The sequence below is a fragment of the uncultured Porphyromonas sp. genome, from assembly GCF_947254915.1.
Lineage (GTDB): Bacteria > Bacteroidota > Bacteroidia > Bacteroidales > Porphyromonadaceae > Porphyromonas.
The window spans coordinates 1-11,586 of record NZ_CAMYEZ010000067.1 but is presented as its reverse complement, the minus strand read 5'-3'; the positions used below and the strand labels follow the sequence as shown (position 1 = coordinate 11,586).

Annotated in this window: 11 protein-coding genes and 1 tRNA gene; 11 read left to right on the top strand and 1 reads right to left on the bottom strand. The window is 54.9% G+C overall.

Features of this window, described 5'->3' with window-relative positions; genetic code table 11:
* The first annotated feature begins 362 nt into the window (after positions 1–362).
* Positions 363–436: transfer RNA gene (locus Q0X57_RS05245), tRNA-Arg, on the top strand.
* Positions 437–528: 92 nt separating this feature from the next.
* Here the strand turns inward: Q0X57_RS05245 and Q0X57_RS05240 are convergent.
* Positions 529–2,544, bottom strand: a complete 2,016-nt coding sequence (locus Q0X57_RS05240; RefSeq protein ID WP_297728643.1) for a T9SS type A sorting domain-containing protein — start codon at positions 2,542–2,544, stop codon at positions 529–531.
* Positions 2,545–2,872: 328 nt separating this feature from the next.
* Between Q0X57_RS05240 and trpS the strand changes: the two genes are divergently transcribed.
* The 10 genes from trpS to Q0X57_RS05190 are packed head-to-tail and all read left to right on the top strand — an operon-like array spanning position 2,873 to position 11,213.
* On the top strand, positions 2,873–3,868 hold the full coding sequence (trpS, locus tag Q0X57_RS05235; protein ID WP_297728641.1) for a tryptophan--tRNA ligase: 996 nt from the start codon (positions 2,873–2,875) through the stop codon (positions 3,866–3,868).
* A 45-nt stretch (positions 3,869–3,913) separates the two neighbouring features.
* The gene (locus Q0X57_RS05230; protein WP_297728639.1) at positions 3,914–4,387 is read left to right on the top strand and encodes a DUF3127 domain-containing protein; all 474 of its coding nucleotides are present in this window, start codon (positions 3,914–3,916) and stop codon (positions 4,385–4,387) included.
* 19 nt (positions 4,388–4,406) lie between these two features.
* On the top strand, positions 4,407–4,886 hold the full coding sequence (locus tag Q0X57_RS05225) for a 23S rRNA (pseudouridine(1915)-N(3))-methyltransferase RlmH (protein WP_007364912.1): 480 nt from the start codon (positions 4,407–4,409) through the stop codon (positions 4,884–4,886).
* Between the two features lie 13 nt (positions 4,887–4,899).
* On the top strand, positions 4,900–5,253 hold the full coding sequence (locus Q0X57_RS05220) for a PAS domain-containing protein (RefSeq protein ID WP_297728636.1): 354 nt from the start codon (positions 4,900–4,902) through the stop codon (positions 5,251–5,253).
* 2 nt (positions 5,254–5,255) lie between these two features.
* Positions 5,256–5,480 carry a hypothetical protein gene (locus tag Q0X57_RS05215; RefSeq protein WP_297728634.1) on the top strand — a complete coding sequence of 75 codons (225 nt, stop codon included), beginning with the start codon at positions 5,256–5,258 and terminating at the stop codon, positions 5,478–5,480.
* A 21-nt stretch (positions 5,481–5,501) separates the two neighbouring features.
* The gene (locus tag Q0X57_RS05210) at positions 5,502–6,437 is read left to right on the top strand and encodes a type I phosphomannose isomerase catalytic subunit (protein WP_297728632.1); all 936 of its coding nucleotides are present in this window, start codon (positions 5,502–5,504) and stop codon (positions 6,435–6,437) included.
* Positions 6,434–7,045 carry a DUF3109 family protein gene (locus Q0X57_RS05205; RefSeq protein WP_297728630.1) on the top strand — a complete coding sequence of 204 codons (612 nt, stop codon included), beginning with the start codon at positions 6,434–6,436 and terminating at the stop codon, positions 7,043–7,045. Before Q0X57_RS05210 ends, Q0X57_RS05205 begins: the two co-directional genes overlap by 4 nt.
* Positions 7,046–7,062: 17 nt before the next feature.
* Entirely contained in the window at positions 7,063–8,436 is a 1,374-nt protein-coding gene (locus Q0X57_RS05200) for a hypothetical protein (RefSeq protein WP_297728628.1), read from the top strand.
* A complete protein-coding gene (locus Q0X57_RS05195) occupies positions 8,423–9,682 on the top strand; it encodes a GDSL-type esterase/lipase family protein (protein WP_297728626.1) in 1,260 nt (419 codons plus the stop codon). The genes Q0X57_RS05200 and Q0X57_RS05195 overlap by 14 nt, the downstream gene beginning before the upstream one ends.
* Before the next feature lie 4 nt (positions 9,683–9,686).
* Positions 9,687–11,213 carry an MBOAT family O-acyltransferase gene (locus Q0X57_RS05190; RefSeq protein WP_297728645.1) on the top strand — a complete coding sequence of 509 codons (1,527 nt, stop codon included), beginning with the start codon at positions 9,687–9,689 and terminating at the stop codon, positions 11,211–11,213.
* Positions 11,214–11,586 lie beyond the last annotated feature (373 nt).

Here is an 11,586-nt window from a genome sequence, read left to right as displayed (position 1 = left end):
CGCTGTAACCTTTGATACAACGGACGCACAGATCGTGCGTCCCTACAAAGGGCTATTCGTCCGAAGCCTCCGACACCAAACCTCCGAGGAAATCGAAAATGCCTCGGTAGAAAACGAAAATCCTCCACGGAGTTATAAAAAAATTCTTCCGAACTTTTATTTCATTCTTCCGAAGTTTCATTCCATTCTTCCGAACTTTTATTTCGGCCCTCCGTGGAGGATTTTCATTTCCTCGGTAGCTATCGGGAATTTCCTCGGGAGAGATTGGGATCAACGGAGGTGGGGAGGTGTACTCGTATGAGTGGTTCGCTACAAACTCTCCGCATCACAAGATATTTTGTACCTTTGTAGCGATGATTGAAGGCTCGGTAGCTTAGCTGAATAGAGCGTCAGATTCCGGTTCTGAAGGTCGTGGGTTTGAATCCCACCCGAGTCACTCAACAAGACTGCGATACAAATGAGAAGGGAGACACTCCACTGTTGGAGCGTCTCCCTTCTTTATAGATAGGCCGTAGGTCTGGCCTTGCTCTACCTGGCGGCTAGAACGGAGATAGTCTGGTCGCCTACGACTAGGATGTACAGCCCGCTAGGGATGGAGCCGAGTGCTAGCGTGGCGGTGCCTTGGCTGTTGGTCTGACCTGTCAGGACGAGCGCTCCCGCAGCATCGTATAGCTGTAGTAGGGCATCGCTAGCTCCACCTCGTACGAGTAGATAGTCTGTGACAGGGTTGGGGTAAATCTCTAGAGCTGGCGTTGTGACGCACTCGATGCGATCTGCCTTCTGGAAAGTCACCTGGACTATCGTTGGTCTCTTGACGACAAAGCTCTTGCTCTCGGTGTAGTCTACCTCATTGACAAGTATCTGCGCGAGCTTGTATCCCTCATCTGGGGATGCAACGACTGTAAGCGTGGTCCCCAGGGGGACTGCCTTTAGGTCTGAGTAGCCTGTGATAGAGGCTGTACCGCCAGTGCCAATCTTGAGGTCTACCGTATAGGTTGATGCGCTGGGATCAGCTCCAGGGTAGTCCTCGTTGGTCTCTGAGAAGACGACTCGCCACCCCCGTTGCGTCGCAATGGCTACGTCGCTCTTGAGACATATGTTGCCATCTTCGGCTATCTTGTCTAGAGACTTATGCACCTGCCAGAGCCCAGGCTGTTTGTTGCTCCTATCAGGGAGACTCTCGGCGAGAGCCTTCATAGCCTCACCGTGGATTTGATTCCTAGCACAGCCTAGGAGTGATAACTTGGGGCAGTGCGAGAGATCTAGGGTGGTCAATTTATTGGATGAGCAGGTTAGTATCGTCAGATCCTGGCAGTTCTCAAGTGAGATCGCTGTGAGATCATTACCCCAGCAAGCGAGCTGTGTGATGCGCCCACGTATGGAAATGGTCTGGCTAGTGAGGGTGTACTTGATATAGGATCCATCAAAAGGTACTCCATCGACCCCCTCGACGGTGAAGTCGTCCTCAGCCTTGATCATTAGAGAGATCTTCTGACCTATGGGGCGACTCGTGGTGAGGGTGATGGTGGCTTGCTGGTGTTGGGGATCCTCTTCGCCTTCGTAGGCTGGGTCGTTTAAGTCTTGATCAGCATAGGATACGACCCAGTGCTTGCTGGTCGCAAGAGCGACGTCACTCTTGAGGCATACATTGCCATCTTGAGGTCGCTGGGTAGGGTTAAAGTGTACCTTAAACTTGCCCTTGGTACTCTTCTGCGAGCGGTCAGCGAGACTCTTGATAAGCTGGGTCATCGCTTTGCCTCGTATCTTATTATTGTAGCAGACGAGATTGTCTAGTGCAGAACTCTGTGAGAGGTCTAGCTCGGTGAGTAGGTTGTCACTGCAATTGAGACTTCTGAGCTTGGTGCAGTGAGACATGTCTAGCTTGGTGAGCTGATTCTTAGAGCAGTCAATAGCAGAGAGGAGAGAGCCCTGAGGGATAACTATCTCGGAGATCTGGTTGTCTTGACAGCGGATGGCTGAGACTCCAGGACAGGAGGTTAAGTCTAGCTTGGTGAGCTTATTGCCGTAGCAGTTGAACCACTTGAGCTTCTTGAGGGGAGTGAGATCCAGCTTGGTGAGCTGGTTGTTGTAGCAGTTGAAGTCTGACAGCTTGACGCAGGCGGTTAAGTCTAGCTCGGTGATTTGATTATTTCCGAGGAGGAAGCTCTCAAGCGTAGGACACTGGATTAACTCGACTTTGGTGATCTGACTCTTGGTACAGTCAAAGGACTTGATGGATCCTCTCAGTACGATGGTCTGACTGGTGAGTGTGTACTTCACCTTCTTATTGCCGATCTGGGGAGCCTCCTTGACGCCTTCAATAGTTATGTCTTTGAGTCTAGGATTTACAGAGATGAGCTTCATATCAATAGTCTCACCGACTGCGCGTGCTGTGGTGAGCTTGATGTAGCAGCCCTGAGACTGTCTAAGTGCTGTGGTGGTAGCGTCTGCTGGAGCCTGTGCAGTCCCCTTAGCGGGAAGAGCCAGTAGCCCCCAGAGCAGTAGCCCGAGCGTGAGTAGCGGGGCGATAAAAGTTCGTTTCATATCAACTTGTTTTTACTGTATGTAGATGGATCTAGCGGGAGAGGAGCTAGCTGCTGATGGTAAAGCCATCATCATTGTCCTCTCCGCATTTGAATCTCCAAAGGTATCTCAAAGGTGCTAGGTGTGATGACCTTTTGGGTACCCAATCGTTGGTATTTTGATACTAGCTCTTTGCAATTAAAGTGGCCGTTCAGGGCTTGAATAGCTACATCTGCTGAATGTGTGGCATGAGGGGCTACTATAGATCCCGTGCACAGTTGCTCCAAGAGCGTAAAAAGTACTACCTTTGTGCTATAGCTATACAATAAATAGAGTGAACAGAATCAGTATGGAACGAGTCGTCAGCGGTATACGCCCCACCGGTCATCTACATATAGGCAACTACTACGGAGCTATGCGTAGCTTCCTAGAGATGCAGGAGCAGTACGATTGCTACTTCTTTATCGCTGACTGGCACTCGCTGACGACGCACCCCCACCCGGGAGACATCGTGCAGGATACGGATACAATCCTCGCTGAGTACCTCGCCTGTGGCTTGGACCCGAGCAAGGTGGTCCTCTATCGCCAGAGCGATGTGCCAGAGGTGCTGGAGCTCTACCTATATCTAAATATGAATGCTTATCTGGGGGAGCTACAGCGTACGACGACCTTTAAGGAGAAGGCGCGCAAGCAACCAGACAATGTCAATGCGGGTCTGCTGACCTACCCAACGCTGATGGCGGCTGACATCCTACTGCAGCGTGCTGTCAAGGTGCCTGTGGGCAAGGATCAAGAGCAAAACATGGAGATGGCGCGTCGCTTCGCCCGTCGCTTTAACACGATCTACGGGGTGGAGTACTTTACGGAGCCTGCCTCGTGGACCGCTATGTCTAAGCCGATCAAGGTGCCTGGGCTTGATGGCTCGGGCAAGATGGGCAAGAGCGAGGGCAATGCGATCTACCTTTACGAGGACGATAAGTCTATCTCTAAGAAAGTGATGCGCGCTGTGACGGACGCTGGCCCTACGGAGCCAAACAGCAAGCCTACGGAGCCCGTGGAAAACCTTTTCACCATTATGGATTTGGTCTCCACACCTGAGACGGTGGCACACTTTCGCCAATGCTATGCGAACTGCTCAATACGCTACGGAGATCTGAAGAAGCAACTAGCGACTGACTTGATCGCAGCGATAGCCCCAATCCGTGAGCGGATCCTAGAGCTCTCTAGCGACAAGGCTCAGCTACACAAGGTGGCTACCGAGGGCGCTATGAAGGCGCGTGAGAGCGCTCGCAAGACGATCGAAGAGGTCAGAGAGATCATAGGCTTTGCCCCGACACTCCGATAGTACTATCCTCTACCGACTAATAACTAAATAACTTATAGACTAGATATGGACAGCAATAATAATCGCCCCAACCCACTCATCGCAAGAGGCACCGTCATACGTATCCTCCCTGTGCAGGAGGGTGTCAGTAAGTCGGGCAACGCTTGGCGCAAGGGCGCTTTTGTCATTGAGACTGAATCACAGTACCCACGCACCATCTGCTTCAACATTTGGAATAATCGTATTGACGAGTTTCCACTGACGGAGGGTGACCTGGTTGAGGTTCGCTTTGACGTAGAGAGCCGTGAGTATATGGAGCGCTGGTACACAGACGTGACCGCTTACAGTGTCTCCAAGGTAGACCAGACAGCAGCCGCTGCACCAGAGGCTGATCCCTTTGCGGGCAAAGCTCCTTACGTAGAGAGTGCCACTCCTAGCACGGGCTTCGCTTCGCAAGCTCCTGAGGCTGGTGCGCAGAATCAGTTTGGCGGATCCTTTGACCCAGCCGCTGGAGACAACGCTGACGACCTACCTTTCTAAGAGTTAGCCTTACATATTTATGCGTACGACACTCCTCGTAGTGGGTGAGACCTCTTCGCCAGAGCTACACCGCCTTATCGAGGAGTATCGGCAGCGCATCGGGGGGTATATACCCTTTGATCTAGAGGTGCTACCCGACCCTAAGCGACGTAAGCAACAAGCCTCCATAGCTAATCAGCAGCAGGCAACCTGCGAGGCGATCGCATCTGTAATCGCACCGAGTGATCTGGTGGTCCTGCTGGATGAGCGTGGCAAGGAGTACACGAGCCGTCAGTGGGCGGAGCAGCTACAGCGCTATATGAATAGCGGTGCCAAGCGACTCCTCCTAGTGGTGGGCGGACCTTATGGCTTTACGCCTGAGTTCAAGCAGCGCTACGGGCAGCAAGCTTGGTCTCTCAGTCGCTTGACGCTAACGCATGAGATGGTGCGTCTCTTTGCTGTTGAGCAGATCTACCGAGCCTGCACGATACTACGGGGAGAGCCGTACCATCACGACTAATTGATACAATCGCATGATACCATTCTTTGAAGAGGCAGACGTAGCGGTCACAATCTGTGACCGTGAGGGACGCATTATAGAGATGAACGAACAGTCTCGTCAGGTCAATCTCAAGCCTGGTCAAAGCTTGATCGGCAAGAATGTCCTCGACTGCCACCCCGAGCCTGCACGCTCGATGCTGGCCAACATGATGGCGCACCAGACGAAGCATGTCTACACCATCGAAAAGGGAGATAAGAAGAAGCTCATCTACCAGATCCCCTGGTACGAAAATGGAGAGTACGCCGGCTTTATGGAGCTCTCGATGATCATCCCCCACGAGATGGCACACTACGTACGTCAGGTACCACCCGAGAAGAAAGCTTAGCTATGTTTCGCAGAGACCGCATCAAGCTTTACTTCCTCCTCATCTGGTGGATCGCCCTCAACGTGTGGGTATGGATCCTACAGCGCACCCCCTTTGACTGGATTCGTGTCGGCTCCAGTATAGGTACGCTCGTGGTGATCGCTCTCCTCGCCTGGATATGGCATCGGCGCTACCGCACCGAGCAGAAGCGCCGTGCGGAGGAGCAACCAAAAGACGAAGTGGAGTAGTGCCGTCGGCTCGTTAATAATATGTCTCGTAAGCTCACACCCATTCGCTGTACACCCCAATACTATCACAAGATATGGGGTGGCGGTCGCCTGGCCCCTACAGGAGGGGACCAGCAGGTCGGTGAGGTGTGGCTACTCTCGGCACTCGCAGGGCAGGAGACACCCACTGAGGGGGACGACTACGAGGGAGCTTCGCTAGATGCTTTGGTCGCACGCTATGGAGATCGCTTACTAGGACAAGGACAGACGGCACGTTGCGGAGGCGCTTTCCCCTTATTGATCAAACTACTGGACGCTGCGACCGACCTCTCGGTGCAGGTGCACCCATCGCCACAGGAGGGTGGCAAAGATGAGATCTGGTACTTCCTAGAGACGGAGCCGACGAGCCGTATATGCCTCGGACTGACCGAACCGATGAGCGCCGATGCCCTGCGAGACATCACCAAGCGCGCTACGCTGATGGACTACCTGCACTGGGAGCCAGTGAGGACTGGCGAAGCGATCGCTCTACCCGCTGGCACGATCCACGCACTCGGTGCGGGGACGATGCTCATTGAGGTGCAGGACACGAGCGACATTACCTACCGCCTCTACGACTACGACCGAGTAGACGACGAGGGCGCCAAGAGAACGCTACACATTGACGAGGCGCTTCGCAGTGCCACGCTAGAGCCACATCGGCTGGACGCTCGCCACTTGCCTCTCGGCACGCCACACTTCGTCTGTCACGAGGTGACGGCTAAGCCAGATCTCTCTCAAACCATCACGACAGACGGGGCGAGCTGTGCAATCCTCGTGGGCATCTCAGGAACTCTTGCGTTATGCGGTGACGAAAGTGAGACGTGGCGACTCGCTCCCCACGAAGCTTTACTAATCCCTGCCGAGACGCTCCCGCTGAGCGTGGCTCCAGGCGATGGCAAAGCACTGATGATAACCTTAACGCCAGCAGAGCTGTGATACAGATTGACGACAAGGTGGTGAGCTTCGAGATCCTCGAGGAGTACTTCGCCTGCGATTACGCTGTATGCCGTGGCGCTTGTTGTGTGCATGGCGATGCGGGGCCTCCAGCCACAGCGCGTGAGTGCCAAAGCTACCGACGCCACCTCTCGCTCCTTGAGCCGCACCTAGCCCCCGAAGCGCGTGAGATACTTCATCATCAAGGAGTCAGCTACATTGATATTACTGGTGAACAGGTTCTCTCCATAGTCAACGATGAGAACTGCGCCTTCACGCTCCACCCCACGCCTCCCGAAGGGGTGCGCTGTGCCATCGAGTGGTACACCTCGACCCATCCCGAGATTCATCTAGAGAAGCCGATCAGTTGTCGCCTTTACCCAATCCGTGTGCGTCAGTTCAAGTACTTCTCCTCCCTCCATTACGACCGCTGGGACATCTGTCAGGCAGCCGTAGAGCGAGGGCGCAAGCTCGGCATCAAGGTCTACCAGTTCGTTCGTGAGCCTCTGATCGCAGCCTTCGGAGCTCCCTTTTACGATCAGCTCGTTGAGGCGGACAAGTTGCTTCAAGAGGCACGACGCAAAGAGGCTGAGAGCCAAGCCAAGCGTTGATAGGCTTTCTATAGTTCATGAAAAGAAGGAATCATCTCTATCGTAGCTTCGGGCTACTACTCATTGGCGGGCTACTAGCGTACGGACTATCGGAGCTACTCGTCGCTCTCGGGCCAATTGCTGGCTATCAGTTCAAGGAGTTCAACCCGCTGAGCGACCTCCTCAACACGACGACAAACCAGTCGTACGAGACGCTCTCCATACCATTGCAGACGGCAAACGATACGACCGCTACGGAGCTCCACGCCATCGACTCTACGAATAGCAAAGGCGTGACAACCGACACCCTTACACCGCTAGAGCTCTCCAGTCGTCTGATGGATTACTCCGAGGGGCAGAGTGCGTTGCGTCGTCTCCGGGCGGCCCTGCGGGAGGGACGATCTAGGAGCGTACGGATCGCTTTCGTCGGCGACTCCTTTATCGAGGGCGACATCTTGGTGGCGCCCTTTCGTCAGGCGCTCCAGCAGAGGTATGGTGGCAAAGGTGTCGGCTACGTCCCGCTCACCTCGCCCGTGTCGCGCTTTAGGCAAAGCATCCAGCAACGCTTCGAGGGGGCTTGGCGACAAACATTTGCTAGTAAAAGCGACTCCCGAACGCTCTTCACACTCTCCGAAACCTTTGCCACAGCTACCGCCAGCGCCTCCACAAGCTACAAGCTAACCAATGCCGATCGTGTCACGCTCCACTACGTCAGCGACACGATCCCCGTCGCCATCACCTACGGCATCAACGGAGGCGAGCGTCAGCACGTCGAGTTGCCCGCCAGTCACGGAGCCCTGGCCGAGTACACCTTCCCGCACAGTGCGGTCAAGCAGTTTGAGCTAGCTACTGGGGGTGGCGATGGCACACGCTTCTATGGCGTCTGCTTCGACAGTATGACAGGTATCTCTGTGGACAACTACAGCCTCCGTGGCTCCTCAGGTACGAAGCTCACAGCCGTCTCCTCAGCCCTGACGGCACAGCTCTCACGCTTCCGACCCTACGACCTGATCATCCTCTCCTATGGGCTCAACGTGCTAAGCCCTAAGGACAATAACGACAGCTACGAGTGGTACTACGATGCCATGGCTAAGAGCATCGAGCATATCCAGCAGCTCTACCCACACGCCACCATCCTCCTCATGTCGCTCTCTGACCGAGCCACGCTCCACGAGGGCGAGATCCATCCGCTCAATGGGGTGACTCGGGTGCTCCGCATACAGCACCGTCTAGCGCAGCGCTACGGTCTCCTCTTTTGGAATACGCATGAGGCGATGGCTTCGCTCGGTGGCATCAAAGGCTTTGTAGACAAAGGCTGGGCCGCAAAAGACTACACCCACATCTCCATGGCGGGCGGTACGCAGCTCGCTAAACTACTCACTGCAGACTTGATAGGCGATGATAGCAAATAGAGTGATACGTATCATCTGTACCCTCGTCGGGAGCCTGCTCCTCTTGGCGCAGACGCTCTTGGCTCAAAGGGAGCCACAACTCGTAGCCCCCGATGGGTACCTCGATCAGCTTTGGTCCGCTTGTGACCAGGCGAAGGCTACCGCACAGACCGTCTCAGTCATCCACCTTGGAGATTCGCACGTACAGGCGGGACACTTCACAAAACCGATTCGCAAGAGCTTTGCGCAGCGCTGGGGCGATGGCGGGATCGGCTGGGTCGCACCCTTTCGTCTGCTGGGTACCAATCCGCCTATCCATACCAATGTACGCGCCTCCTCTGCTGGTACCTCGGGCATTAAGATCACCGAAAGAGACTACAATCGTGAGAGCCCCACGGGGATGGTACTGCAGACTAAGGAAAGCGGAGACATCACCTACACCTTCCAGTGTGGTGGCGGTCAAACCTTCGACCGCATCGTCATCTATCGCCAGCGGGAGACGGGACCCTTCACCTTGTCTGGCGATAGCCTCCGCACGCTTGCTCAGGACACCTTGACTAGAGAGCCTATCGTCACCGACACGCTCCTCGTGGGTCGCTACGTTAGCTCGGCAGAGGTGATTGCGCCCGCCTCGGCAGTCTGGTATGGCGCCAGCCTAGAACGCAGTAGTGGTGGCGTGCTCGTCCATACCATCGGCTACAATGGAGCCACCTACTACACTTATGGCAAGGGCTCCTTCGCCAGTTCCGTCGCCATCCTGCGCCCTCGGCTGATCATCCTCTCGCTGGGAACCAATGAATCGGTCTCGAGAAGCTTCAGTCGTAACGGCTTTGGTGCAGAGGTCGCACGAATGGTCCAAAGCCTCCGAGCGAGCAATCCCGACTGCGCCATCGTCCTCACCTCGCCTCTGGCCAACTATCAGAAGATCCGCACAGCCCACAAAAGGCGTCGTGGCAAGCGTAGACGTCGTCGCACCGTCTACCGCACTACTTACCGTGCTAATACCAATTGTCAGCTCGTTGCTGACGAGTTGCAGCAGCAAGCTCGCGAACTCGGTTGTGGCTATATCGATCTCTTCGCCCACTTCGGCGGAGCTGCGGGAGCCGGACAGTTGCTCTCCGATGGCATCCTCTCAGGAGACCGCGTCCACCTGACCGCTGCTGGCTATAATAAGGTAGGAGAGACCATCGCAACTGCCCTCCAAGCCAACTATGAGCAGTGGCGCCAGTGCGACACACACGTTACCTCTCAAGCCTCCGAAGACTAATCGTATGCTCACCCCCTATCTCTCACGAGCTGCCGAGCTACTCACCTACGACAGCGCAGCTCCGATGCTCTTCAATAGTGGACTCTTTCTAGTCCTCTTCCTGCTCTTCCTACCACTCTACTACCTATTGCGTAGGCTTACCTTGGCACGGATCATCTATGTAGTCTGCTTCTCGCTCTTCTTCTACTACAAGAGCAGTGGCTACTACGCCCTCATCCTCATCATGACCGCCACGGTCGACTTCATCATCGGCCACCTCATAGCGGGCACTCCTGAGCGCAAAGTCAAGCGACGCTGGCTCATCCTCTCCCTCTGCTTCAACCTCGGAATGCTTGGATACTTTAAGTATACCAACTTCCTCCTGGAGCTATTCACTCCGCTCGTACAGTGGATCGGGGGATTGGTAGGAGTCAGCGAAATGACCGCCACACAGCTAGGCCCGCTAGACATCTTCCTCCCCGTCGGCATCTCCTTCTTCACCTTCCAGTCGCTTAGCTACGTCATCGATATCTACCGCGGCGAGATACGCCCGCTGAGACGCTGGGTGGATTACCTCTTTTACGTCTCCTTCTTTCCCCAGCTCGTGGCGGGACCTATTGTACGTGCCAAAGACTTTATCCCGCAGATCTATAGACCGATACGAGTCACCCAGCAAGAGTTTGGCGAGGGGCTCTTCCTGATCCTCTCGGGGCTCATCAAGAAGGCGATCATCTCCGACTATATCTCGCTCAACTTCGTGGACCGTGTCTTCGACGCCCCCACTCTCTACAGTGGCTTCGAAAACCTCATGGCCATCTACGGCTACGCCCTGCAGATCTACTGCGACTTCTCCGGCTACTCCGATATGGCTATCGGCATAGCCCTCTGGCTCGGATTCCGCTTCAATATCAACTTCGACTCGCCCTATCGCTCCGCCACCATCACCGAGTTCTGGCGACGCTGGCACATCTCCCTCTCCTCCTGGCTGCGGGACTACCTCTACATACCGCTCGGGGGCAGTCGTCGTGGTCGCCTGCGCACCTATCTCAACCTCCTCGTCACGATGCTCCTCGGTGGGCTGTGGCACGGAGCTAGCCTGCGCTTCATCCTCTGGGGCGGTATGCACGGTGTCGCGCTCGCCCTGCACAAGCTCTATATGCAGATCTGCCCGTGGGCACGCCTTGACGGAGCCTCCATGGGACGCTTCAGACGCTACCTCGGGATGATCCTCACCTTCCACTTCGTCTGCTTCGCCTGGATCTTCTTCCGTATGCCGACGATGGAGGGCATCGGGCAAATGTTTGAGATGATACGGTATGAGTTTCACCCTGAGATCATCCCGCAATTCATCGAGGGCTACTGGCTCGTCGTGACGCTCATCGTGCTAGGCTTCGTAGCGCACTTCATCCCGCAGCGCACCTTCCGACCTCTCGAGCGTAGCATCAGTCGCATGCCACTCATCGGTCAGGCGCTCCTCTTCGCCCTCGTCGTGCTGCTCGTCATCCAGTTCCAGAGCAGTGGCGTGCAGCCCTTCATCTACTTCCAGTTTTAGCTAGACGCTGTAGCCTTTTTTAGTGTCTCTAGCCGACAGTCCACCTGTCCCCGAGCTATTTGCAATCAGAGACTGTTGCATTAGACTCCTACATTTCCGTTGACATCTATTTCTCCCGAGGAAATCGGGAATCTCCAGGGAGCAAACGAAAATTCTCCACCGAGCCGGGAAATAAAAGTTCGGAAGAATGAAATCAAACTTCGGAAGAATGAAATGAAAGTTCGGAAGAATTTTTTTATTGCTCCGTGGAGGATTTTTGTTTGCTCGCTGGAGATTTTTGATTTCCTCGAGGGTGTGGTGTCGGAGGCTTCGGACGAGTAGCCCTTTGTAGGGACGCACGATCTGTGCGTCCGTTGTATCAAAGGTTACAGCG

Bases quoted from the DNA above. Each gene is read 5' to 3' on its own strand.
- Q0X57_RS05210 (WP_297728632.1), top strand. From the start codon at position 5,502: ATGTCTCGTAAGCTCACACCCATTCGCTGTACACCCCAATACTATCAC.
- Q0X57_RS05195 (WP_297728626.1), top strand. From the start codon at position 8,423: ATGATAGCAAATAGAGTGATACGTATCATCTGTACCCTCGTCGGGAGC.
- Q0X57_RS05190 (WP_297728645.1), top strand. From the start codon at position 9,687: ATGCTCACCCCCTATCTCTCACGAGCTGCCGAGCTACTCACCTACGAC.
- trpS (WP_297728641.1), top strand. From the start codon at position 2,873: ATGGAACGAGTCGTCAGCGGTATACGCCCCACCGGTCATCTACATATA.
- Q0X57_RS05220 (WP_297728636.1), top strand. From the start codon at position 4,900: ATGATACCATTCTTTGAAGAGGCAGACGTAGCGGTCACAATCTGTGAC.
- Q0X57_RS05240 (WP_297728643.1), bottom strand. From the start codon at position 2,544: ATGAAACGAACTTTTATCGCCCCGCTACTCACGCTCGGGCTACTGCTC.
- Q0X57_RS05215 (WP_297728634.1), top strand. From the start codon at position 5,256: ATGTTTCGCAGAGACCGCATCAAGCTTTACTTCCTCCTCATCTGGTGG.
- Q0X57_RS05200 (WP_297728628.1), top strand. From the start codon at position 7,063: ATGAAAAGAAGGAATCATCTCTATCGTAGCTTCGGGCTACTACTCATT.
- Q0X57_RS05230 (WP_297728639.1), top strand. From the start codon at position 3,914: ATGGACAGCAATAATAATCGCCCCAACCCACTCATCGCAAGAGGCACC.
- Q0X57_RS05225 (WP_007364912.1), top strand. From the start codon at position 4,407: ATGCGTACGACACTCCTCGTAGTGGGTGAGACCTCTTCGCCAGAGCTA.